This window comes from Pseudoalteromonas qingdaonensis (assembly GCF_038739665.1).
In the GTDB taxonomy this organism is placed as follows: Bacteria; Pseudomonadota; Gammaproteobacteria; order Enterobacterales; family Alteromonadaceae; genus Pseudoalteromonas; species Pseudoalteromonas qingdaonensis.
Genome location: NZ_JBCGCU010000001.1, coordinates 159,789 through 182,848 on the forward strand (window position 1 = coordinate 159,789; position 23,060 = coordinate 182,848).

The window sequence follows — 23,060 nt, forward strand, 5'->3', positions numbered from 1 at the left end:
GTCTTGCTCGCCTATGTTCATAGCGAGTAACACAGAGCAGGATGCGTTTAGATGAACCCGTAGGGCAGCGCTTGTAGCGCATTTCTACTGTGTTGTTACATGTTCATGTAGAATAACTACACCACACATGTGCCGCCTTGTATAAATACACTACAAACTGCTGCAGAAACGAACAACAAAGGTCAACAGACCCTAAGAGAGAACAGATGACAACTTGGGTGCTTGCCACAGGCAACAAGGGTAAGGTTGCCGAGCTCAGCGCGCTATTAAGCGACTTACATATCACCATAAAGCCACAAAGCGACTTTGACGTTAGTGATGTAGCCGAGACAGGCACCACCTTTGTGGAAAATGCCATTATCAAAGCCCGTCACGCCAGTGCGCAAACGGGTTTACCGGCCATTGCCGATGACTCGGGTTTAATTGTCGATGCCCTTGATGGTGCCCCCGGCGTCTACAGTGCCCGCTATGCTGGCCCAGGTGCCAGCGACGGCGATAATATCGATAAGCTGTTGCAGGATATGCAGGGGCAAACAAAGCGCAGCGCGCGCTTTTGCTGTGTATTGGTGTTAATGCGCCATAAAGACGACCCATTGCCGCTTATCTGTCAGGCTACCTGGGAAGGCGAGATCACCGAACAGCGCAGCGGTTTTGAAGGCTTTGGTTATGATCCCGTGTTTAAGGTTGAAGGCTTGGATAAAACCAGTGCCGAACTGAGCAAAGCCGAAAAAAACGCCATTAGCCATCGCGGCCAGGCATTACAACTGCTACTCGCTCAATTGCAGGGTTAACACGTGACCCTGCCCCCTTTAAGTCTTTATATCCATATTCCTTGGTGCGTACAAAAGTGCCCTTACTGCGACTTTAATAGTCACGGCCAAAAAGGACAGCAAATTCCCGAACAGGAATATGTGCAGCACCTGCTGGCGGACTTGCGCACCGATGCCCCGCTTACCGCCGGGCGTCCTATTCACAGTATTTTTATCGGTGGCGGCACACCCAGTTTATTATCGGGCGAAGCGCTGCAAACACTGCTCGATGGTGTACGAGCGTTCACACCACTGACCGAAAATGCAGAGATCACCTTAGAAGCCAACCCGGGCACCGTGGAGTTCGGACGCTTTGCCGACTATGTGAAGGCCGGAGTGAACCGTATTTCCATCGGCGTGCAGTCCATGCAGCAGGACAAGCTCAAGGCCCTTGGGCGCATTCACAGTGCCGATGAGGCAAAACGTGCGGCCGAGCAAGCCCGTCAGGTGGGGCTGCGCAGCTTCAACCTGGACTTAATGCATGGCCTGCCAGGGCAGAGCATAGACGATGCCCTTGGGGATCTACGCCAGGTTATCGCCTTAAATCCGCCGCATATTTCTTGGTACCAGTTGACCATAGAGCCCAATACCCAGTTCTATTCCAAGCCGCCAACCTTGCCCGAAGACGATACCCTGTGGCAGATACAGGAGTTAGGTCAGGAGTTGCTGCGTGAGGCTGGTTATCAGCAGTATGAAATATCTGGTTACGCAAAACCCGGCCATCAATGCCAACATAACTTGAATTATTGGCGCTTTGGCGATTATATAGGCATAGGTTGTGGCGCTCATGGCAAAATAACCACGCCCGATGGCGCCATAGTGCGCACCGAGAAGGTGAAGCACCCGCGCGGTTATATGGACCTTACCAAGCCCTATTTATATCGGCAGTGGGATGTAACCGAAGACGAGCGCCCTTTTGAGTTTATGATGAACCGTTTGCGTTTGGCTGAGCCCTGCCCCCTTGATGAGTTTCAACAATATACCGGCTTAGACTTAAGCCAGATTGAGCCTCAGTTACAAGCGGCGCAAAAGCAAAGTTTGCTCAGTCGTGATAGCACCCATATTCGGGTGACCGAGCGCGGCCATAGATACCTCAATGAATTGCTGGAAATATTCGTTTAATAATAAGAGATCAGAACAATGAAATTAACAGGTTTGCTTTTAGCTATTTTTTTATTAAGCCCTTGGGCTTACGGCGAACAAGCAAACCCTGTTATTCAAAACTTTGGTTACTTTTATCAGATACCAGAGCATGCCCCTATCGCTGCGAATACCCGCTTTAAAATCGCCTTCGATGTGGCCCCTGCGGCCAAGGCAGGCGAGCAGAATAACCACATTAACTCCCTGGCACGCTTTATCAATATGCATGTTGCACATGGGGTTAAACCAGAAAACATTAAATTAGCCCTGGTTGTTCACGGCGGTGCTTCCGTCGATGTGCTGAGCAATAAATATTACAAAGAGCGCCTTGGGGTGGATAACAAAAATCAGGCCCTGATCAGACAATTACTGGATAACAATACCCAGGTCTATGTGTGCGGTCAGTCCGCAACTCATTATCAAATCAGTGCCGAGCAGTTGATCCCCGGCGTACAAATGGCGCTCTCCGCCATGACCGCCCATGCGCAACTGCAGCAGCAAGGCTATACATTAAATCCATTTTAAAACAGCTCCCATAAGAGCCTTAAAACAATAAGATTATTTTAATTTTTGCAGGGCATCAGCCTTGCACAACAACAAGTGAAAGGATAGGTAAACTAACTATGCGCAAGCTAACACTTATCGCCGCAACCATCAGTGCCACACTGCTGGTCGGTTGCCAAAATACCCAAAGCACCAGCACCGCAGTCGCAACGCCGGCGCCGGTACAAGAAGTGGCTCAAAGCGAAGTAGAAAAAGCCAACGCTTTTTTTGAAGAAGTCTTTAACCGCAATATTATGCGCAGCCCCACATACCAAACCTATATGGGCATTAAAAAAGACTATGATAAGTGGGATGATCAAAGCGAAGAGCGCGCCTTAGAAGACCTGGCTTTAGCCAAGGCGGATCTGGAAATGCTAAAAAGCATCGACCGCAGCAAGCTAGATGCCAATACTCAGGTAAGCTACGACCTGATGCAACAAGGCCTTGAAGATGGCATTAATGATTTCCAATGGCGCTACCACACCTACCCAGTGAACCAGATGTATGGCACTCACTCCATGGTGGCGGCGTTTTTAATTAACCAGCACAGCATAGCTAATGTGGAAGAAGCAAAGGCCTATATCGCCCGTTTAAATGGTGTGCCTAAACTGTTTGCCCAGTTGGAAAAGAATCTGGAAACCCGTGCCAGCAAGGGCATTATTGCACCTAAGTTCGTGTTTCCTCACGTCATTGAAGCTAGCCAAAACATCATTACCGGCGCGCCTTTTGGTGGCGAGCAGGACTCAACTCTGCTGGCCGACTTTAAACGCAAAGTCGACAAGTTAGAGATAGGCGCAGAGCAAAAGCAAGCACTGATCAATGAGGCCACCGAAGCCCTTAAGGTATCGGTTAAGCCGGCCTATGCCAGCCTTATTGGTTACTTACAGCAGCTTGAAAAGCGTGCCGATGAGCGCGATGGTGCCTGGAAATTCCCAGACGGTAAAACCTACTACAACACCATGCTTGAGCGCACCACTACTACCGACCTAACGGCGGATCAAATCCATGCCATAGGTCTTGCCGAAGTGCAGCGTATCCATGATGAAATGCGTGCTATCAAGGAAAAGGTTGGTTTCGAGGGCGACTTAAAGGCCTTTATGGAATTTATGAAAACCGACAAGCAGTTTTACTATCCAGATACCCAAGAAGGCCGTGATGCTTACCTGGGCGAAGCGGTGCGCGTAATCGATGATATGAAGGGTCGTTTAGACGAGCTGTTTATTGTGAAGCCTAAGGCAGATTTGACCGTGAAGGCAGTAGAAGCCTTCCGTGAAAAGTCAGCGGGTAAAGCCTTCTATCAGCAGCCGGCGCCGGATGGCTCACGCCCGGGTATTTACTATGCCAACCTGTACGATATGGAGGCCATGCCAACTTATCAGTTGGAAGCCCTGGCGTATCACGAAGGGATCCCGGGTCACCATATGCAAATCGCCATTGCTCAAGAGCTTGAAGGCGTACCTAGCTTCCGTAAGTTTGGCCGCTTCACCGCCTACACTGAGGGCTGGGGACTGTACTCTGAGCTACTGCCAAAAGAAATGGGCCTATACCAAGACCCTTACTCTGACTTTGGTCGCCTGGCCATGGAACTATGGCGCGCCTGTCGCCTGGTTGTTGATACAGGTATCCACGCCAAGCGCTGGACACGCCAACAAGGCATAGACTACTACGTAAACAACACCCCAAATGCCACCTCGGATGCGGTGAAAATGGTTGAGCGTCATGTCGTAATGCCATCGCAAGCCACAGCCTACAAGGTCGGCATGCTGAAAATCGTTGAGCTACGCGAAGAAGCGAAAAAAGCCCTGGGTGACAAGTTCGATATTCGCCAGTTCCACGACGTGGTATTGAAAAATGGCCCGGTACCGTTAAATCTGCTTGAAGAAATGGTGGCCGAATGGGTTGCTAAGAAGCAAGCCGCCTGATCTTACTCTTGAGATTGGAATGAACAACGCCGGTCAATGACCGGCGTTTTTTGTCTGTAATACCAATTCTGTTAAGTATGTGACCAGATATAGCGCTGGATAAATGATATGATAACGAGGCGGAGTTTTCTTATGTAGTTATTCTACATATAAAAATTCCAACACTGTTAGCATGATATTTAGCCCGCTAGAATGATTAGCTATTTAAGAGAATTGGTATAAGCCCTACTTTCTGCCCCGCCACATCACCAGCCCGGAAACCACAAAGAATACCGGCAACAGGCTCAGCAACAACCAGAGCACTTGCACTATGGGCCCGGCAAAATCGCCGATATGAAACTTATATTTAAAATTCCATACCTGGGTCGGCATATTGGCGGCGGCACCATCAAAACTATTAATCACTTGCGCACTGTAAGGATTCACCCAAACCCAGGAATAGGCATGGCTTTCACCGGGCTGTTTAAGGCGCAGCGTAAAAGGCTTTTCTGGGCTTTTAGGGAAATAAATACGAAATAGACTGGCCTCTGGAAGCACGGCCAGGCCCTTTTCTAGCGACTCTTGAAACTGGGTGCTCGCCATGGGGGTGATATCTTCAACCCGAGGGCGAGATTCCACCTGCCCCGGCAACAAGGCATTGACCACGGCCTGGGTCGGCGCCTTCCAGTTAAAGGCGATGCCGGAGAAGGCGATAAGCAACAAGGGTAAACAGGTATAAACGCCGAGCACATGATGAATCTGACGGTTAAGTACCCGGGCCTTGGCGCGTCGGTTTATCTTCAAGCGCTTTAAGCGCTGTTTGGGTTTAGCCCACAGATAAAAGCCCACCAAGAGCACCAGCATAAAGCCCAGCGTCATGGTCGACACCAAATTACGCAGTGGCATCTTGCCCTCAGTATCGCGCCATAATAACCAGCGATGCAAACCCATAGTAAAGCCGTATAAGGTATCGTAATAAGCATAATTATGCAGCACCTCGCCAGTGCTGGGCTCCAGGCTCACATAACGGCCATCGCCCAGCCTTGCCTGCCAGGCCCAGCGGCTATCTTGCTCTATGCTTATAAAATCCACTTTCTCCCCACTGTGCTCCTGTACTTTTTGATACAGGGTATCCAGGTCTAAAGCCGGTGCTGATAGGGTTCGCTGCCACAGCTCAGGATTCACCGCCAGTTGGATATCCTTGGCATAGATCAGAAGCGCTCCGGTAAGTGACAAGAGCACTAAAAAAGCGCTGATCACCAGCGCCAAGGTCAAATGAATTTTTCGTGCTACGCGTTTCAAACTGCAATTCCATTAGCTAACATACGGTGTATTCTAAATAATAACTAATATCATTACCATACTTGATGTTTTCCGCGTCTATTCCTGATGCAGGCTAACGGCTTCTAGGCTTATTTCTTTGTCAGAGTAAACTCTGACCTACAGGCAAAACCTTAGCCCTTTTGTCGGCCTTTCGGCAATATGCTCCTGCATTGCTCTACTACCGCCATCCATGGCGGCAAAGACCGACTTACAACCTCGAAACCCAACCATCAATCCACTAAATAATATTCAACGGTACTGACCACCCGCACCTTCTTCAGGTGCGGCGAGCTGGAATCCCTGTCATTAATACTAAACTGTCCCTGACGGGCCGATTTAATTTTGCCGAGCGTCGAGTCCGAATCGCGGGCAAATTTAAGCGCTACTTCACGGGCGTTGTGGGTGGCCTGCTCTATCATCTGCGGCTTAATGTCGTTTAAACCGGTAAACAAATACTCGATGCGGTTGGTGTAACGGTCACCGTCTATAGCGATACCTTGCTTGGCCAATTCGCTGATCTTACTGCTAGCATGGCGCACCTGATTAGGACTTTGGCTGTACACCGACATATTAGCGCTAACCAGATAACGCAGGCCGACCTGCTCAGGGCCGTATTGCTGCGCCTTTTTATCGACCACAGTAACCTGCCCCAGAGAGATTTCCTCGTCACTAAAACCGTGCAGCTTTAAAAACGCCACTACGGCATTTTGTTTTTGCTCCACTGCGGCGGTGACCTGATCTAGTTGATCACCGGCCTCGGTGAAAACTATAGGCCAAATGGCGGTGTCCGCCTCTACCTGCTGCTGTGCTAATCCCTTTACCACTACGGTGCGATCCATGGCCTTAAATTCTATGATGGCATTGCTAAGTAAGATGCCGATAGAGGCCAGGCCCAAGGCTAGAAGAAAAGCAGGTAAAATATTGATGTGCGTTATACTTTTGTGCATTGATGCTTCCTTTTTGCAACAAGTATGAGACTATATTTCGGTATCCAGTATACCAAAATGAGTAAGCTATGAGCGTAAAACGCATTAGTCAGTTCTTCAACCCTAAATCCATAGCTGTTGTCGGCGCCTCGAACAATCCCCTGCGCCCAGGCTACATTGTGATGCGCAACCTGCTGCAAGGCGGCTTTAACGGCCCAATAATGCCGGTCACACCAAAATACGAGGCGGTACACGGGGTGCTGGCCTATGCCGATATTGCATCGCTGCCACAACCACCCGATATTGCCATTATTTGTACCAATAAAGCCACCTTATTACCACTTATTAGCGATCTCGCCAAACAGGGTTGTTGTAATGTTATCGTGGTTGCGGCGGGCCTCAGTGATGAGCAAAAAACCGAATTACAACAACATTGTAAAGCTCAGCATGTAAATTTAATGGGGCCCAATTGTTTAGGTTTGATGATCCCCCATCTTGGCGTCAATGCCAGTTTTTCCCATACAGTGACCCGCCCCGGCAAGGTCGCCTTTATTTCGCAATCGGCGGCAGTGTGCTCAACCATTTTGGACTGGGCACAACATAAGGATATCGGCTTTTCTTATTTTATTTCCGTGGGCGACTGTCTGGATATCGACTTTGGCGAACTGCTGGACTTTCTTGGTCGCGATGCCCGCACCAAGGCGGTACTCTTATACATAGATAATCTAAAAGATATTCGTGGCTTTATTTCCGCAGCTAGAGCCGCGGCCTTTAGTAAACCCGTGATAGTGATTAAAACCGGGCGCACCGATGCCGGTGCCCAGGCTGCATCGGCGCACACTGGCGGCGCCAGCGGCTGCGATGCGGTCTACGATGCCCTGATCCAGCGCGCCGGTATGCTTAGGGTAAATGATTTACGCGAACTCTTTGCGGCGACGCAAACGCTGGCATTGCATCCAAAATTACTCAAGGTGGAGCCCCTGTGCATACTTACCAATGGCGGCGGTCCGGCGGTCATGGCGGTCGACAGCCTGGTACAAAGCTCAGGTAAACTCTGTGAGCTAAGCGAGGCCACCTTAGAGGCATTAAACAAGGTGATCCCCCAGGCGGACAGCACTCATAACCCAGTGGATATATTTGGCGACTCAGACCCTATGCGTTATCAGCAAGCGCTGAAGATTCTGCTCGAAGCCAAGGAAGTAGAAAACCTGCTGATTATTCATACCCCATCAGCATTAGCACCAAGCGCTGATTATGCCCGCATCATAGTCGACACCCTGGAGCAAATAGACACTCGCAAGCGCCCCTTTGTCATGACCAACTTTATGGGTGAAGACGCCGCCTATGAAGCCAGGCGCATTTGTGCCCAGGGCGGCATTCCCACCTATCGCACCCCAGAAGGTGCGGTTGGTGCCTATATGCATTTGATCAATTACCGCCGTAACCAGAAACACCTGACACAAACTCCCGAGTCCATTGTCGATGATCTAGATATTCAAGTCGAAAAAGCGCAGGCGGAGATCAGCGCCCACCTGGACCGTAACGTGCACTATCTCAGCACCCATCAGGCGGCGCCGCTACTGGCCTATTACGGCATAGACACTGTCACCACCTATATTGCCACCACTCCCAGTGAGGCTGCGGAAGTCGCCGCCGAATGCGGTTTTCCCGTGGTGCTTAAACTGATAAGCCCGGATATCGCCAGTAAATCCGAGGTCGGTGGTGTGGTGCTTAATCTCAGTGATGAGCATGAGGTCGAGCAAGCAGCCTTTGCCATTTTACTGCGCATTAATCAGGTCTATCCCGAGGCCCGTATCGACGGCTTTGCCATTCAACCCATGGCGCCACGTGCCGGGGCTCATGAGCTGCGTATCGCCATCAAAACCGACCCACAATTTGGCCCGGTGATCTTACTGGGCGAGGCCGGCAGTGCTTTGGATTATTCCCAGGCTGCGGTGGCCCTGCCGCCGCTGAATATGAACCTGGCCAAGTATTTAATTGCCAATGCTCTGGATAAGGGGGTGCTGAAAGAGCGCACCTTGCCGGAGAAGGTCGACAAGTATCGTTTATGCGCCCTGCTTACCCGGGTTTCGCAGTTAATCGTCGATCAGCCGGATATTCACAGCCTGGAGCTGAACCCCTTGCTGGCCACCCAAAGTCAATTTTTAGTGCTCGATGCCAGCATAGGCATCAGTCGTTATAAGCGCCTTGCTCATCGTAAACGCCTGGCCATTCGTCCCTATCCTAAGGAGCTGGAACGCTGGGTGACCCTAAAAGATGGCTCTGACGCCCTGCTGCGCCCGATACGTCCTGAAGATGAGCAGGCTCACCGTCGTTTCGACGAGTCTCTTACTAAAGAAGACAGATACCGACGCTTTTTTGGCGAAATGCCGCACTTTAGCCATGAGCAATTGGCCAAGATGACGCAAATCGACTATGACAGGGAAATGGCCTTTATCGTCACCCGTAAACAGGGCGGCGAAGATATCACTTTGGGCGTGTCCCGAGTGTTAATGGACCCGGATAACCTGGTCGGGGAATTTGCCATAGTCGTTGGTTCTCAATCTCAGGGGCTGGGTTTAGGGCGCATTCTCCTTGGTGCCGCCGTTGATTATTGTCAGCAACAGGGCGTTGGCAGTATCGAGGGCATGACCCTGTGGGAGAACACAGGTATGATAGAGTTAGCGCGTAAGTTAGGGTTTACTATCAGCCGTGACTTTGAAGAAGGCACTATTCATATGCGCCGCGAACTCAATAAAAGAATAGAAGATGATTGAAAAAATAAGAATCACACTGGCCGATGTGTTTGAAGCACGCGGCCAATCGAAGCGCTTTGGTTATGCCTTCGATGCCTTTTTAATGACCTTAATTTTTGCCAATGTACTCGCCATAGTGATGGAGTCTGTGCCCAGCATGGCGCACGAACATGCGCGCTTTTTTACCTATTTTGAGCTGGTTTCTGTGTTTATTTTCGCCATAGAATACCTGGCTCGGGTATGGGCCAGCGTCGATTTAAACCGCTTTGCCGACAGCTCACTAAGCCCAACTAAAAGGCGCCTGCGCTATCTCATATCGCCCATGGCGGTAATCGATCTCATCGCTATTTTACCCTCATTACTAATGTTCCTGGTGCCATTCGATCTGCGTTTCTTGCGGGTGCTGAGGTTATTGCGAATTTTCAAACTCACCCGTTATTCCCGCGCCATGCAGCTGATGCTGAACACCATACAGGAAGAAGCCAGCTCTTTATTTGCGGCCTTTTTTATTATGACGGTGATCCTGATTATCGCCGCCAGCGGCATTTATTTGCTCGAACACGATGTGCAACCTGATAAGTTCGGCTCCATTCCCGCCGCCATGTGGTGGGCCATTATCACTTTAACCACAGTGGGTTACGGCGATACCGTACCTGTCACACTAATGGGGAAAATCTTCGGCGGCATTATTACCATACTCAGTATGGGCATGGTTGCTATCCCTACCGGTATTCTGGCTTCAAGCTTTTCCGAGCAGTTGCGCAAGCGTCGCAGAACCTACAGTGAAATGGTACATCAGCTGATGGAAGACGGCATTATCTGCCATCAAGAGCGGATAAAATTGAATGAATTGCGCCTTGAACTCGGCTTAAGCGTACAAGAGGCGGCGCACCTAGAAGAGCAAGTGCGCGATCAGCACCCCTTGCTTAAGCGCTTTTGCCCCCAGTGCGGCCATAATTTGGAATAATACAGGCCTTGCCAAGTAAGTCCGCCACCCCATCACCATGGCAGGGCTGCGCTAAGGCGTCCCCCTGCATCAGGGTACAACCCAGGTTTAACAACTGACGCTGCTGTTTATCATCGACCACACCCATGGCGAGCACCTCGATATTCATGGCGGCGAAAATCGGCAAATAACGGCTGACCTTGTTATAGACTTTATAGTCCTCGCACAACAAGGCGCTAAGCTCGACGCCCAACTTCACCTGCTGAAATAACTCGTCATCCAGCTCGGGCACGCAAAATTCGTCCACCGTCTTAATATGCAAAGACAAACGCATGCCTGCTACCACCAGCTTTTGCAAAACTTGCTTGGCATCGGCATTGAGGTGCTGCCAGTCGTACACCGAAATCTCTAATACCAAACAGCTGATGGGGAAATCATGGCTATGCAGCAAGTGAATAATATCGCCCATGCTGCCCGGTTGGCTGAATTCCCGCCCCTTGATAGCTAAAGACAGGTGCAGCTGCGGTTGTTGTCTATGCCAGAGGCGACATTCAAGCACCGCCCGCTCTAAGGTTTGCAATAGGAGTTTTGACCACAACTGAGTTTGACGAATATGGGGGAAGTATTCCTGCGGTGCCAATAACTGCTCATCATGTTGCCAGTAGGGCAAGACCTCAAAGCCTTGTAATTGCGCATCCTGCATAGCGTAAACACCCTGATACTGATTAATAAACTGGCACTGTTCGGCGGCTATTATTAAGGCTTGCTCTGTGGCCAAACTACGCTGCACCTGAGCATTAATATCAGGCTGGAAGAAGTGGAACTGATCGCGACCACTGCGTTTGGCCTGATACAGCGCCAATTCGGCACCTTTAAGCAAAGCCTCTCCCTGATGGCCATCTTCAGGAAATAGTGCCACACCTATATTGGTATTGGCGTTGCCAAGCATGCCCAGGCACGGGCGCATCAGCACTTCCTGCACCTTACGACACACAGCCAGCACCTGCCCTAACTCTTCTATATCTTCAAGTAACAGGGCGAATTGATCCGCTTCGATACGCCCTAAACTGTCTTGCGAGCGCACCGCCCTTTGCAAGCGATAAACCAGACTCAACAGTTGCTGCTCGCCCGTTTGCTCCTCTAAACCGCCACCAAGCGGCAAAGGCACATTGATAAGCAACAGCGCACAGCCACGATTGTCCCTCTGCGCCTGCTCCAAGGCATGTTCAACCCTATCCATAAACAAGGGGCGATTGGGAAAGCCGGTAAGGCTGTCGTAGTGCGCCTGCTGTTGTTGGGTCGCTAGGCTATGCTTGGCTTCACTGATATCTGTGAGCATCACTATATAGCTGGTGCTGTGCTGTTCGCTATCGGCGACAGCACTCATTTTCAGCAGCACGGGAACCTGCTCACCTGTGTTAAGCACCACCTGCTCTTCGCATTGGTAATGCTCACCCACGCGCAGACCTTTCAAAATACGCAGATAGTTAATACGCACGTTTTTCGACAGCCCTAGATTCAGACGTCGTGAGGATGGGCTACTGGCGGCGTAATCAAAACTCTCCCGTAATGCCTGGTTGGTGGCAACTATGCGCAGCTTGGAGTCAAAAATAACCAGCCAGTCGCTGGCCTGCTCAAAGGCGGCACCAAACATGCGCGCATTTTCTTCCAACACCAGCTCTCTGGTCATATTGGTATAGGTGCCCGCTACCTGCACCGGATGAGAGCCTTCCCACTGCATCACCTTGCCAAAGTCTTTATACCAACGCCATTGCCCACTGCTGTGGCGCAGGCGATAGACGCAGTTAAAGTAACCCTTGTCGGTGGATAAGAACTCCAGCCATTCGATGCGGAATTTCTGCCTTTCATTCGGGTGAATTAACGCCAGATACTGATCCAGCTGACAATGCTCATAGCTATAGCCCAGCTCCTCGCGCAGCCGCGGCTGATAAATTTTGCTCTCATGCTGATGCCAGTCCCATACCCCGGAGTGACTGCCTTCAAGCGCCAATTTCAAACGCGCCGCCGACTCTTTGCTTTGCTTATGGGCCGCCATCAGCATATTTTGAATGCGATTGCGACGATACATCCACATGGCTATCAGGCTGGCGATAATAATCACATACAGGGTGATAAAACCCGGCGAGCTCCACGGCGGATAGGCAACGCTAATTTTCAGTCGTGCCGGCTCGGTCGACTCGCCGGTAAAAGGGTCCTGCGCCCATACCTGCAGCAGATGCTCACCGGGATTTAGCTTGGGGAAGACCACGCGATTATTATCCCGGGTAAAGCTTTTCTGGCTGCCATCAAGCTGGTACTCGAAAATAACCCTATCTTGATAATTAAAGGCCATAGCGCTGAAGGTGATCTCTAAGCCAACATCATCATGATCAAGATGAACCTGGGTCAAAGGCCCCATGGCTGGAAGCTCAAGCGCTCGGTACATCAGCTCAGCCGAAGTAAAATTAACCCCTTGCAGCAAGGCCCGCTGCGGTATATTGCGCTGCGGATAAAACAAAGTCGCGCCCTTCACCGAGCCAAATGCCAGGCGGCCGTCATCACGACGACTTACCGAACCCTGGTTAAATTCATTACTAGCCAGTCCTTCCAAATTAGTGAACTGAAAAAAATGCTCATTTTGCGGGTTAAAGCGCCATAAGCCCTTATGACTACTCATCCACACCATGCCCATATCATCGAGCACCAAATCATACATAAGGTTGCCCGGACCGCGGCGCTGCAAGTCTATATGCTTAATAAAATTAAAGTTGCTGGCGTTTAAGGCCACCAGACCATAATTGGAAAACGACAGCCAGAGAATATTATTGTTATCCACCACATAGCCATTAAGATTGATGGCCAAACTGCCATGGGGTTGCGGCACCCGATAAAGCATTTGCAGGGTTTGCGTTTGGGCATTGAAACGCAGCAGCTGACCGCCGGAGAAAAACAAGGGCTGCAGAGGTTTATCCGCTAACGGAGCGCTGAACCCCAGGGCCAAAAACGGATCATGCTTATCCAGGTCTCCACCCAAAGGATGCACCTGCTGTGATTTCAGATCAAAATAGAAAAAGCCCTGATTCTGATTGACCCCGTATAAACGACTATCCTGGGTCAAATACAAGCCATGTAAATAGCCCTCAAGATAGGGCTGATCTTCTTGCCTCCTGGCTTGCAGCTTAGTTAACTCCTCGGTGTCCTGGTTATAGCTAAATAAACCCCGGGTGGTATTCATCAGCAGCTGCCGACCATAAGGGATCAGAGTATAAACACTAAAGACGTTGTCGAGCTCATCGCTGAGGTAACTTTTAAACTTCACCTCACTTTGCATTGTTGCTAGGTCGACCTGGGTTAAACCGTTATGAGTGCCTAAATACAAGGTGTCGCCACTTTGTACCGAGCTCCAGATATTATGATGGGACAAACCATCGCCACCGAGATTATCGGCTGTGATATTTTGAAACTCAAAGCGCTTGTTGGGGAGGAAAAAGGCGCCATCGCTTTTGGTGCCCAGCCACAGATCGCCCTGCTTAGTTTCCACCACAGCAATCACACTAGGGTCAGAAAGACCGTAAGGGCTGTCGCTTAGCCTTTGTTGCTTGCGCAATCGGTTAGTCAGCCAATCATATTCGAACAAGCCCTTATCCGTGGCCAACAGCAGCATACCCTCGCCAAGGGGGGTTATTTGCCAGATATTAGGCTCAGATAAGAGGGTCTTGCTTTGAAATGGCCGTTGCGGCTCGGCAAACAAATCGTCCAGCTCGGCAATATCGGTAACATACAAGCCTTTTACCGTGCCTATCAGTAACTTGTTCGGCTCAACCAGGGCGAAGGATTTTACATTGTCTCTGTCTATACCACTGCTGCCCGGCGGCAAATGTTGCAGTGGGCGCACCTGCTGGCTCTTGAGATCATAAACAAAGGCACCGTTTGTAGTGCCGATAAACACATAGTGCTGGTATTGCAGAAATACCCGCACCAGGGCGTTGTTTTCGTTTTCGCTGCCGCCCACTTTAAATAAGCTGGTAATGGCACCGCTTTGCGGGTTGAGCATGGCAACATCGCCGCCACGGCCAAGCAGCATCTTGTTGTCATCGAGAGAGAGCATGGAAAACACTGCGGTGGCAAAGTCAGGGTCAAGCTCCTCAGGCGGTGCTACCACTCTTTCCAGCACTCCCTTGCCGTTATGGTAACGATACAGGCCATTAAGAATGGATGAGGTCCAAATTTGCCCTTGTTTATCCATATGCAAGGCATCGATTAAGGCGTCATCAAGCTCGCCCTTTTCATCGCTGATAATTTTTACTTGATAGCCGTCATATTTATTTAAACCGCTTTCGGTGGCCAGCCACAGGTAGCCCTGATGGTCGATAAGCATATTACCGACATAGCTTTGCGACAACCCCTCACTGGGCGACAAACGCTGCACCTTGGCGCTGACGTTCGCGGTGACAACCAAAAAAAAGCTCAATAATAACAGCCAGCAATTACGCATCGACCGCTCCCGGATAGCAATAGGCCAACACATCACGACCCTGATGACGATAACTTTGCAAGCGCGACGCCAGGTGCTCGGGCAAACTAGCCACTGCGGCAAAACCCAGCTGCTCATAAAAAGGACGCAGATGCTGGTAGATAAAACTATAGATGGGACCTGGTAACTCACCGCAGATCTGACGTATTAAGGTGGCGGCCAAACCTTGACGGCGATAATCGGCCTCCACAAACACGCCACATAAAAAATGTTGTTCTTCAACAAGACTGACTCTGGCTGCCGCCACTATGTCATTGTCGCAACGCACTACCCAAAGCTGGTCTTGCTTGTTGGCACGACCTCGGGCGCCGACCCTATCATAAAACTTGTTCACCAAAGGGGTGGCAAGAGCGGGTACGCGTTGCGCCACAGGGGGGGTCATCGCGATGCACTCATCATCGCTAAAAAATGCTCAAATTGCTGTTTTAGGTAGCCTTGCTCCGAAATCGGACGCATATTGATGGCTTCATAGACCTTATCTCGGGCATTTTTGCCACGGAGAATTTGATACGCCCAAAACGAGGCTTCATAGTCCAATTGAATTCGGTACTTCTCTTCTCGCGTAAGAAGGCAAAGATTGACACTCATAGCTGCAACACAATTTAATAACTGACGGAGCCTATACTATAACAGATAGCACCCAGGGTGTATGGGGGCGCTGCTAAGTCAAGGCTAGTATTTCTACCCCAGTTTACCTAAAATGGAAAACACCATCACATAAATTTAACAGTGTGATTACTAAAATAATGATAATCACCACTTCCTGATCCCGCTAATTTTTTCTTCAAGGTCGTGGTGTTACGTCAACAGGTATTTATGCAACACATTTTTACCTTAGTGCTGCCGCGATTGCTGCTATTGACGCTATTTTGCGCTTTAGGCACCGCCTACGGAGCAAGCAACAGCACTAAGATGACCTTTAATAGACCGATGGACACCGCCCAAGCGCGCTTTGTCATCGAGCTGATGACGCGCGCTTATAGCCAACTTGGCTATGAGCTTGAGCTTATTGACTTCGACCATCCAAAGGCCTTAGCGGCGGCAGATAAGGGCGAGCTTGACGGCCAGCTAGGGCGCATCGCCAATATAGAAACCCGCTACGAGAACCTGGTGCGGGTCGACTTCCCCTTGTTTAAGTTTGAGCTTTTTATGCTCACCGGTTGTCACTACTGCAGCCTGCAGGAGCTCGCTCGAGTCGCGATTCGCAATGGTTACCCGGTCACCGAGCAATACCTGCATCAAAATAATTTCAGTGGCCAAATAATTAAACTGGAAAGTGTGGCGGCGCAGCTGAACCTCTTAGCCCAGAGTCAGGTTGAAGCCGTGGTGCTGCTTGATTTCCACCTCAAGCAAGGCTACCTAAATCGCGCCGAGCAGCCTTTTATCCGCCATCATCTGCAAAACTATTACAGTTACCATTACCTGCATAAGCGCCATGAGGATAAAATTCCTAAGCTTTTGGCAATATTGCAGGAATTAGAAACAAGTGGTGTGGTGGCGCAGCTGCGTAAAAAGCACGGATTGAAATCGGGCTTTGCCCTGTAGGCCGGGGTTTGCCGCCATGGATGGCGGTAGTAGAACAATGCAGGAACACATTGCGAAAACCCCGACAAAGGTGCAGATTCACACCACAAATACATGCCACATTGTTGGCCTAAAAGGCCGACAAATAGCAAACGAACTTAGAGATCCAGCTCGCCCTGCTCCATGGATGGCGGTTGTTTACCTTGCTCTTGTTGGCGCGCTAAGAAACGCTTATAACGCTGTTGGCACAGCAGATTGACATGACGCTTTTGCTCATCGCTGAGCTGGTTCCAGTGAAACCGCTCTTCTCGCGACCGGTAGCAACCAAGACAATAACCGCGACTATTGACCTGGCAGATCCCCTTGCAGGGGCTATCGATGGAGAATATTTCAAGCTGTAGCATAGGCACTTCAAAGCATAAACCTTATCTCTAACGTTAATGCCTGAGGCGCCTAATTACCAGTGAAAGTTAGCCGAGGTTATCCATTTCTTCTTTGCGTAAAACCGGCTTGGCGTAAATAGCAGTAACCAGGTCGCGTAGATGCTCAGGAATGGCTTCCATACGCTTGGCAAAGGCCTTCACATCCTCGGATTCTGAGTCAACCACGGCATTGGCGTGCTGGGCGGCAATGTAGTTGCCCGGATGCAGATAGAAGGACTCAACAATCTGCTTATCTATGGTTTTGGCTAAATCTTCCGGGGTGCTGCAGTCACAGCTTATGGGCTGACCAAAGGCTAAATGCACATGACCCTTGTCGCTGGTAAAGCCCTCGACAATGCTTTCTATATCTTCACCCGCCGACTTTACATACTCGCCATGGTGCTTTTTATGATACAGCTCTTTGGCTTTAGCCAGAGCGCAAGGTTCGTACTGATACGAGATAGAAACCGGCACGATTTTAAGCTCGCGCACATATTCGGCAAACTCTTTCTTTTGCTTGCGGCCATTAAGCTGCAACATTTTTAACAGCGCCGGATCGGTTTGATCGAAACCGTCTTTAGTGCGCCCTTCGCGCTGGGCAATCCAAATGCTGTGCCCTTCAATCAAGGAATCGTAAATATAGGCCGACAACTGAGTAAGCGCCTTTAGCATCTCCTTTGGAGCTTTGGCCGAGCGCTTAACGATAAAGCTCTTGTTTAAGCGCATAAGCTCAGTGATATAAGGAATTTGCAGCAGGTTATCACCTATGGCGATACGCACCGTATTCATATCGTGCTGATGCAGACCAAAGTTCACTAAGGCCGGGTCAAGGACGATATCGCGGTGGTTTGAGATAAACAAATAGGCCTGGTTTTTATCCAGCTTATCAAGGCCGGAAAAGGTCACCTTGGTCGTGGTGTTATTGACTATCTGCTCAAGATAGCGCACCACTTCAAGCTGCACTTGCTGCACAGAGTTAACCTGTCCCCACTTGCGCTTTAGCTGCTGGCGCACCAGAGGCCGCGAAATAAGACGTATTGATGCCAACCAAGCAGGCAAATTATGCTTAGCAATAAGATCGACAAAGGCATTATCGGCCACCAGCCGAGCCACGGATGCCGCCACTTCATCATCATTGTAAGGTCTTATATCTGCATACTTATCCACGGTGCTCACCTTTTTACTGCAGGCAAAAAAACGGCGCTCATTGTATCGCGCCCTTTATTTATTCGCTAAGTTTATCAACTCTTACCAGTGAGAGCGACCGAATTTTAGTCATGAAAAATACAGAAATACACAAGCCGAAATGCCGACAATACCCCCTTGCTAAAAATCACTGATTAAGTCCATCTATGTCCTCCAAGGCGGTCAAAATTGAACAATGTTGCGCCGGGGCGCTACTGCCGCAGCATTGCTCGGCCAGTTGCGACAGCGAGGCATGAAAGCGCTGTAACTCGGCGATGCGCTCGGCCACCAGATCACGCTTTTTCAGGGTTAAGTCTTTTACTTCCTGACAGCTGTGCTCGGCCTTTTCAAAGTTTATCTTTAACAGCTCGGCAATTTCTTCCAGGCTAAAACCGACATCCTTGGCACGACGAATAAAATGCAATTGCGCCATGTGCGTGCGTCCATATTGACGATAGCCACTGGCGCTGCGCTGCGGCGCGCTCAACAGCCCTTGCTGCTCGTAATAACGCAGTGCATCCGTACTCATGCCCACCTGTTTGGCCAACTCACCTATACGCATCTGCACTCCTCCCAAAATACTCTTACTTAGCAAGCATTATAAACCTTAGAGTAAACACCAAGGTCAAGGATTAATTTTGCGCTAAACGCCGGTCCATGAAAGACTAGGGTTATTAGCTTATTCGGAGGAATCATAATGAAAATCGTCATGTTAGACGCCGACACCCTAGGCGAAAATTCACTGGCACCGGTTGCCGCTTTAGGAGAATTTCACAGTCACTCTCTGACATCAGCAGAGGATGTGGTGACACGCTGCGCCGATGCCGAAGTAGTGATCACCAACAAGGTGCAACTGGGCGCCGAGCAGCTTAAGGCCTTACCTAAGTTGAAACTTATCTGTGTTGCCGCCACTGGCACCAATAACATAGATATTGCTGCCGCTAAGGAGCATGGCATTGCTGTGTGCAATGTTGCCGGCTATTCCACCGCCAGCGTAGTGCAGCATACCTTTACCCTGATCTCCTTGCTGCTTAATAACCTGCACAGGTATATAGGTGACTGTCGCCAAGGCGCCTGGCAACAAAGCGAGATGTTTTGCCGCCTTGATTATGATATTGCCGAGCTGGCAGGTAAAAAACTTGCCATTATCGGCCATGGTGAGCTCGGCCAGGCCCTGGCCAAGGTAGCCCATGCCTTTGATATGCAGGTGCTTATTGCCGAGCGTCGCGGCCAAGCCCCGCGCCCCGGGCGCATCAACTTTGAACAAGCGCTGGCGCAGGCGGATATCGTCAGCATTCACTGCCCACTTAACGCCGAGACAGAGCAGTTAATAAATCGCGACACCCTGGCCTTAATGCAACCCACCGCCGTCTTAGTCAACACCGCCCGTGGCCCTATTATCAATGAAGCGGATCTGGCCGCAGCCTTGGCCGATGGCACTATCAAGGGTGCTGCTTTAGATGTGCTCAGTGAAGAGCCAGCCAAGCCTGAAAATCCTTTAGTTCGCTATCAGGGCGATAACCTGCTGCTCACACCGCATATAGCCTGGGCATCAAAACAGGCCAGAGACAGACTTATCCACCAGCTGGCCTTAAATATTCGCGCCTATACCGATGGTGAAGTTCGCAATCGGGTTGGTTAAATTCACCAACTCTTTTGCAATAATGCCAAAGAAATTGAAAGGCTAAGTTGTAACCAATTGAAAAATATAAAGTAAAAGTTTTGGCATTGAACTTGATTATTCAATGCCAACTAGATAACAAAAATTGGATAAAACAATGAAAAAAGCACTTCTTTGCGCCCTTGTCGCCCTGCCTCTACTTGGTGGTTGTATCGTTTCAGTAAATGACGGTGAAGCCGACGCCCATTGGTCATCAAGCGATTGGCAAAAACAACAGCGCCAAAATCGCGACTATATTGCCCACCTTGATTTAGGTAACAGCGCTGCTGTGATCAAAGAAACCCTGGGCACACCGGATTTCAGTGAGTCCTTTGCTCATCAGGGACAAGAGTATCAGGTGCTGTTTTATGCCACGCAAAGCGTTAAGTCCGATGGCAAGATCAGCAAAGACGAATGTACGCCCCTGGTGTTTAAGGCCGGTCAGTTGATAAGCATTGGTGATAGCGCCTATCAGGCACTGGTCGGTAAACTATAAAGAAATCAGGCCGCGAGGGTGAGAGTCCGCGCGGCCTTTTTTTAACTGTGGAAAACGGCGCCGTTACGCCCTGCTTTTTTGGCCTGATACATGCCCTTATCGGCATTTTCTATCAGCGCCATTTCGCAGCTGTCGTTATTGTCGCCATTAAAGGTGGTAGCACCTATGCTGATGGTAATGTGCTCAGCTATAGGCGAGTCAATATGGGGAATATTAAGCTCGCGGATCACTCTGCAGAGCTTATTGGCCAAGGCCATGGCCGTGTCTTCCTCACTGCCGGGTAAAACCGCAACAAACTCTTCACCGCCGTAACGGGCGATAAAATCACTGCCGCGTTGACAATTATTGACTAGGGCCGAAGCCACTTTTTTCAAACATTCATCACCCTTTTGATGGCCGTAATTGTCGTTGTAACGCTTAAAGTAGTCGATATCGATCAATAGTACAGACAAAGGCAGTCCAGCACGCACGCTGCGGCGCCATTCTCGGGCAAAGTGTTCGTCGAAGTAACGGCGGTTGGGGATTTCTGTTAAGCCATCTATGCTGGCCAGCATTTCCAGAAGATCATTTTTTTGTTTGATGGTCAGCTGGTTCTTCACTCGGGCACGAACAATGGCACTACCAAAGGGCTTGGTAATATAGTCCATGGCGCCAAGCTCAAGGCCCTTGGCCTCATCGCCACTGGAATCATTAGCAGAAATAATAATAACGGGGATGGGCTGAGTTCTGTCATCATGTTTAAGCTGTTTCAGTGCCTCGTAGCCATCCATGCCCGGCATCATGATATCAAGTAAGATTAAATCGACACTATTGTCCTCAAGCCAAGCAAACATGGCCTCGGCATCATTCACACAATGCACCTGATACTGAGGTGTAAGGGTTTTGGTTAAAATCACTTGGTTTAATTCATCATCGTCGACAATGAGAATTTTTGCTGACTTCATGAGCCTTCCTGTTTGCTTCACCTTGCTCAGCAATCCGTTCCATTCAGAGCCGTTGCTAAGCTGTATTTGTTATTTGTTTAGCGCACCTTTGCTACCAGTTTAGACCGAGTTGCCGATCTTTACTTGCTATTTTCACGGTAGATTTTGTTACCAAGGTGGTTTTTTGTACCTATATAGCATACCAAAAGACCGTCAGGCATGGCACAACTATGGAGCTAACCATACCTGATCAGTGGGTAAAAGCAATGCGTACAGCGCCTATAATAAACGCTGTACTGCATTGTTCGCTATAGATTTTCTTCCGCGAAGGAGGCCAGACGACTGCGCACTACGCCATTGAGGTTGATAGTAGCGCTGCCCTCAAAGTGCTTAAAGCGCTCTACTATATAGGTTAGACCCGAGGTCAGCGGCGTTAAATAGCTGCTGTCGATTTGCGCCAGGTTACCGGAGCAAATCAGCTTAGTACCAGCACCACAGCGGGTGATAATGGTTTTAAGCTGAGACGCCGTTAAGTTCTGACTTTCATCCAAAAGTACCACGGCATTTTGAATGCTGCGTCCGCGCATAAAGTTGACCGACTTAAACTGGATATTAGCCTTTTCCATTATATAGTTACGGCTGGAAATCGGGTTTTCATCGCCCTTATGTAACACCTCCAAAGAATCTGTGATCGCCGCCAACCAGGGCGCCATCTTTTCTTCTTCGGTACCCGGCAGGAAACCGATAGACTCGGCAATTTCCGGAGTGTTACGGGTGACAATCAGCTTGTCGTACACACCCTTTTCGATGATCATCTCCAGGGCGCAGGCCAAGGCCAAAATGGTTTTACCGCAACCCGCCGGGCCGGTCAGCAACACCAGCTCAATGTCCGGGTCGAGCAAAGCATCCATAGCCATACCCTGATAGATATTTTTCGGTTTTACACCCCAGGCATTACGCGACATCAGGCGCTCAACGCCCAGATCTTTTAAGGTGATATGGGTGTCGTCGTACTGCACCACTCGAGCGGCAAAGTGGCCGGTTTCATCAAGCAGATATTCATTGGCAAACACATCCGGCACCAGCTCGCGAGACACATGATGCAAGGCATCACGCCCTTGCTGCTCGGTTTCACACTCGCCAACCTGCTGCCAAAAGTCCCCAGGCACCTTTTTATAACCCGAGGTTAAAAGCGCCACATCATCAATTAGCTGATCAGTGCGATAGTCCTCAACATAATGCAGCCCGGCGCCCTTGGCCTTAAGGCGCATATTGATGTCCTTGGTGACCAGCACCACCTTGGCATCACTGTATTGTTTTTGCAGATACACGGCACAGTTGATAATGCGATGGTCGTTTTCATTGCCTGGCAAGCCGGAAATACTGTCGGCAAACAGGTGATCATTAACTATGATCAGCTTGCCGCGCGGCAGCTCAGACGAACGCTTATCGTCCGGCAATAATACCCCTTTAAGCATTTGCTCTGGGGTGGCATCACGCAACACTTCATCTAAGGCTCGAATGGCAACACGGGCATCACGACTGACATCCCGTTTACGGTCCTTAATATGGTCGAGCTCTTCGAGTACCGTCATCGGAATGACGACGTCATGTTCTTGGAAGCAGAGGAATGCAAGGGGGTCGTGAAGTAATACGTTGGTGTCGAGCACATACATTTTACTGCTTTTAACGAGGCGGTCTTTATCCATAGCGCGTTCCTAATTTATCTTTATTATATCTGCACCTTTACAACTACACTAACAAGGTGGTTATGCCTTAAGGGCATACTTCAAGTTTAGTCTATGGTCTTAAAAAGACGCTTTTATGACGGCAAAAAAGTATAGAAAAAGTGGTGTTTTACATTTGCAAAAAGCGCCTTCTTTTGCTGCTGTATATAATATAAACAAGCGCCACACTATTTATCAGTTTTCAGGTGATAATCACCAAGTTGCGCGCTAATATAGCCGCCTTT

20 protein-coding genes are annotated in these 23,060 nt (G+C 49.7%); 10 read left to right on the forward strand and 10 right to left on the reverse strand.

Annotated elements, in window-relative coordinates:
• Positions 1-206 precede the first annotated feature (206 nt).
• From WCN91_RS00740 to WCN91_RS00755, 4 genes are all read left to right on the forward strand, one after another.
• The gene (locus WCN91_RS00740) at positions 207-791 is read left to right on the forward strand and encodes an XTP/dITP diphosphatase (RefSeq protein WP_342675520.1); all 585 of its coding nucleotides are present in this window, start codon (positions 207-209) and stop codon (positions 789-791) included.
• Positions 792-794: 3 nt separating this feature from the next.
• Positions 795-1,931, forward strand: coding sequence for a radical SAM family heme chaperone HemW (gene hemW, locus WCN91_RS00745; protein ID WP_342675521.1), 1,137 nt, complete (start codon positions 795-797; stop codon positions 1,929-1,931).
• A gap of 18 nt (positions 1,932-1,949) precedes the next feature.
• On the forward strand, positions 1,950-2,474 hold the full coding sequence (locus tag WCN91_RS00750; RefSeq protein ID WP_342675522.1) for a DsrE family protein: 525 nt from the start codon (positions 1,950-1,952) through the stop codon (positions 2,472-2,474).
• Positions 2,475-2,572: 98 nt separating this feature from the next.
• Positions 2,573-4,414: a DUF885 domain-containing protein gene (locus tag WCN91_RS00755; protein WP_342675523.1), complete on the forward strand. Its 1,842-nt coding sequence runs from the start codon at positions 2,573-2,575 to the stop codon at positions 4,412-4,414.
• Positions 4,415-4,639: 225 nt separating this feature from the next.
• On the opposite strand, the gene WCN91_RS00760 is transcribed toward WCN91_RS00755, so the two are convergent.
• Together WCN91_RS00760 and WCN91_RS00765 are read right to left on the reverse strand one after the other, a co-directional pair.
• Complete coding sequence (locus tag WCN91_RS00760) at positions 4,640-5,695, reverse strand: PepSY-associated TM helix domain-containing protein (RefSeq protein ID WP_342675524.1); 1,056 nt, start codon at positions 5,693-5,695, stop codon at positions 4,640-4,642.
• A 251-nt stretch (positions 5,696-5,946) separates the two neighbouring features.
• Positions 5,947-6,663: an SIMPL domain-containing protein gene (locus WCN91_RS00765; protein ID WP_342675525.1), complete on the reverse strand. Its 717-nt coding sequence runs from the start codon at positions 6,661-6,663 to the stop codon at positions 5,947-5,949.
• A 68-nt stretch (positions 6,664-6,731) separates the two neighbouring features.
• Here WCN91_RS00765 and WCN91_RS00770 point away from each other — a divergent pair, with 68 nt between their 5' ends.
• Both WCN91_RS00770 and WCN91_RS00775 read left to right on the forward strand, forming a co-directional pair.
• Positions 6,732-9,419, forward strand: a complete 2,688-nt coding sequence (locus WCN91_RS00770) for a bifunctional acetate--CoA ligase family protein/GNAT family N-acetyltransferase (protein ID WP_342675526.1) — start codon at positions 6,732-6,734, stop codon at positions 9,417-9,419.
• Complete coding sequence (locus WCN91_RS00775) at positions 9,412-10,365, forward strand: ion transporter (RefSeq protein WP_342675527.1); 954 nt, start codon at positions 9,412-9,414, stop codon at positions 10,363-10,365. Before WCN91_RS00770 ends, WCN91_RS00775 begins: the two co-directional genes overlap by 8 nt.
• Here WCN91_RS00775 and WCN91_RS00780 read toward each other — a convergent pair.
• From WCN91_RS00780 to WCN91_RS00790, 3 genes are read right to left on the reverse strand one after another with little or no spacing between them, the layout of a single operon-like run.
• Positions 10,325-14,839 (reverse strand): EAL domain-containing protein, encoded by a 4,515-nt coding sequence (locus WCN91_RS00780; protein WP_342675528.1) that lies wholly within the window; start codon positions 14,837-14,839, stop codon positions 10,325-10,327. The genes WCN91_RS00775 and WCN91_RS00780 overlap by 41 nt on opposite strands.
• Entirely contained in the window at positions 14,832-15,260 is a 429-nt protein-coding gene (locus tag WCN91_RS00785) for a GNAT family N-acetyltransferase (protein ID WP_342675529.1), read from the reverse strand. Before WCN91_RS00785 ends, WCN91_RS00780 begins: the two co-directional genes overlap by 8 nt.
• On the reverse strand, positions 15,257-15,466 hold the full coding sequence (locus WCN91_RS00790; RefSeq protein ID WP_342675530.1) for a DUF3283 family protein: 210 nt from the start codon (positions 15,464-15,466) through the stop codon (positions 15,257-15,259). The genes WCN91_RS00785 and WCN91_RS00790 overlap by 4 nt, the downstream gene beginning before the upstream one ends.
• Before the next feature lie 228 nt (positions 15,467-15,694).
• Here WCN91_RS00790 and WCN91_RS00795 point away from each other — a divergent pair, with 228 nt between their 5' ends.
• A complete protein-coding gene (locus tag WCN91_RS00795; RefSeq protein WP_342675531.1) occupies positions 15,695-16,423 on the forward strand; it encodes a substrate-binding periplasmic protein in 729 nt (242 codons plus the stop codon).
• Between the two features lie 137 nt (positions 16,424-16,560).
• Here the strand turns inward: WCN91_RS00795 and WCN91_RS00800 are convergent, their stop codons facing one another.
• The 3 genes from WCN91_RS00800 to zntR all read right to left on the reverse strand — a co-directional run bounded on the left by WCN91_RS00800 (position 16,561) and on the right by zntR (position 18,571).
• A complete protein-coding gene (locus WCN91_RS00800) occupies positions 16,561-16,806 on the reverse strand; it encodes a DUF1289 domain-containing protein (protein ID WP_342675532.1) in 246 nt (81 codons plus the stop codon).
• A gap of 66 nt (positions 16,807-16,872) precedes the next feature.
• On the reverse strand, positions 16,873-17,991 hold the full coding sequence (locus WCN91_RS00805) for a lysophospholipid acyltransferase family protein (RefSeq protein WP_342675533.1): 1,119 nt from the start codon (positions 17,989-17,991) through the stop codon (positions 16,873-16,875).
• A gap of 166 nt (positions 17,992-18,157) precedes the next feature.
• Positions 18,158-18,571 (reverse strand): Zn(2+)-responsive transcriptional regulator, encoded by a 414-nt coding sequence (gene zntR / locus WCN91_RS00810; RefSeq protein WP_342675534.1) that lies wholly within the window; start codon positions 18,569-18,571, stop codon positions 18,158-18,160.
• 135 nt (positions 18,572-18,706) lie between these two features.
• Here zntR and WCN91_RS00815 point away from each other — a divergent pair, with 135 nt between their 5' ends.
• Together WCN91_RS00815 and WCN91_RS00820 are read left to right on the forward strand one after the other, a co-directional pair.
• On the forward strand, positions 18,707-19,651 hold the full coding sequence (locus WCN91_RS00815; RefSeq protein WP_342675535.1) for a D-2-hydroxyacid dehydrogenase: 945 nt from the start codon (positions 18,707-18,709) through the stop codon (positions 19,649-19,651).
• Positions 19,652-19,787: 136 nt separating this feature from the next.
• Positions 19,788-20,165 carry a DUF3192 domain-containing protein gene (locus tag WCN91_RS00820; RefSeq protein ID WP_342675536.1) on the forward strand — a complete coding sequence of 126 codons (378 nt, stop codon included), beginning with the start codon at positions 19,788-19,790 and terminating at the stop codon, positions 20,163-20,165.
• 41 nt (positions 20,166-20,206) lie between these two features.
• On the opposite strand, the gene WCN91_RS00825 is transcribed toward WCN91_RS00820, so the two are convergent.
• Together WCN91_RS00825 and WCN91_RS00830 are read right to left on the reverse strand one after the other, a co-directional pair.
• Positions 20,207-21,109 (reverse strand): diguanylate cyclase, encoded by a 903-nt coding sequence (locus WCN91_RS00825; RefSeq protein WP_342675537.1) that lies wholly within the window; start codon positions 21,107-21,109, stop codon positions 20,207-20,209.
• 287 nt (positions 21,110-21,396) lie between these two features.
• Entirely contained in the window at positions 21,397-22,797 is a 1,401-nt protein-coding gene (locus WCN91_RS00830; RefSeq protein WP_342675538.1) for a PhoH family protein, read from the reverse strand.
• Positions 22,798-22,912: 115 nt separating this feature from the next.
• On the opposite strand from WCN91_RS00830, the gene WCN91_RS00835 reads away from it, so the two are divergent.
• Complete coding sequence (locus tag WCN91_RS00835) at positions 22,913-23,047, forward strand: hypothetical protein (protein WP_342675539.1); 135 nt, start codon at positions 22,913-22,915, stop codon at positions 23,045-23,047.
• Positions 23,048-23,060 lie beyond the last annotated feature (13 nt).

What these genes read in the sequence shown, in the direction of transcription:
- WCN91_RS00740 (WP_342675520.1), top strand. Translation starts at nt 207, where the DNA reads ATGACAACTTGGGTGCTTGCCACAGGCAACAAGGGTAAGGTTGCCGAG.
- WCN91_RS00750 (WP_342675522.1), top strand. Translation starts at nt 1,950, where the DNA reads ATGAAATTAACAGGTTTGCTTTTAGCTATTTTTTTATTAAGCCCTTGG.
- WCN91_RS00755 (WP_342675523.1), top strand. Translation starts at nt 2,573, where the DNA reads ATGCGCAAGCTAACACTTATCGCCGCAACCATCAGTGCCACACTGCTG.
- WCN91_RS00765 (WP_342675525.1), bottom strand. Translation starts at nt 6,663, where the DNA reads ATGCACAAAAGTATAACGCACATCAATATTTTACCTGCTTTTCTTCTA.
- WCN91_RS00770 (WP_342675526.1), top strand. Translation starts at nt 6,732, where the DNA reads ATGAGCGTAAAACGCATTAGTCAGTTCTTCAACCCTAAATCCATAGCT.
- WCN91_RS00775 (WP_342675527.1), top strand. Translation starts at nt 9,412, where the DNA reads ATGATTGAAAAAATAAGAATCACACTGGCCGATGTGTTTGAAGCACGC.
- WCN91_RS00780 (WP_342675528.1), bottom strand. Translation starts at nt 14,839, where the DNA reads ATGCGTAATTGCTGGCTGTTATTATTGAGCTTTTTTTTGGTTGTCACC.
- WCN91_RS00785 (WP_342675529.1), bottom strand. Translation starts at nt 15,260, where the DNA reads ATGACCCCCCCTGTGGCGCAACGCGTACCCGCTCTTGCCACCCCTTTG.
- WCN91_RS00790 (WP_342675530.1), bottom strand. Translation starts at nt 15,466, where the DNA reads ATGAGTGTCAATCTTTGCCTTCTTACGCGAGAAGAGAAGTACCGAATT.
- WCN91_RS00795 (WP_342675531.1), top strand. Translation starts at nt 15,695, where the DNA reads ATGCAACACATTTTTACCTTAGTGCTGCCGCGATTGCTGCTATTGACG.
- WCN91_RS00800 (WP_342675532.1), bottom strand. Translation starts at nt 16,806, where the DNA reads ATGCTACAGCTTGAAATATTCTCCATCGATAGCCCCTGCAAGGGGATC.
- zntR (WP_342675534.1), bottom strand. Translation starts at nt 18,571, where the DNA reads ATGCGTATAGGTGAGTTGGCCAAACAGGTGGGCATGAGTACGGATGCA.
- WCN91_RS00815 (WP_342675535.1), top strand. Translation starts at nt 18,707, where the DNA reads ATGAAAATCGTCATGTTAGACGCCGACACCCTAGGCGAAAATTCACTG.
- WCN91_RS00820 (WP_342675536.1), top strand. Translation starts at nt 19,788, where the DNA reads ATGAAAAAAGCACTTCTTTGCGCCCTTGTCGCCCTGCCTCTACTTGGT.
- WCN91_RS00825 (WP_342675537.1), bottom strand. Translation starts at nt 21,109, where the DNA reads ATGAAGTCAGCAAAAATTCTCATTGTCGACGATGATGAATTAAACCAA.
- WCN91_RS00830 (WP_342675538.1), bottom strand. Translation starts at nt 22,797, where the DNA reads ATGGATAAAGACCGCCTCGTTAAAAGCAGTAAAATGTATGTGCTCGAC.
- WCN91_RS00835 (WP_342675539.1), top strand. Translation starts at nt 22,913, where the DNA reads ATGACGGCAAAAAAGTATAGAAAAAGTGGTGTTTTACATTTGCAAAAA.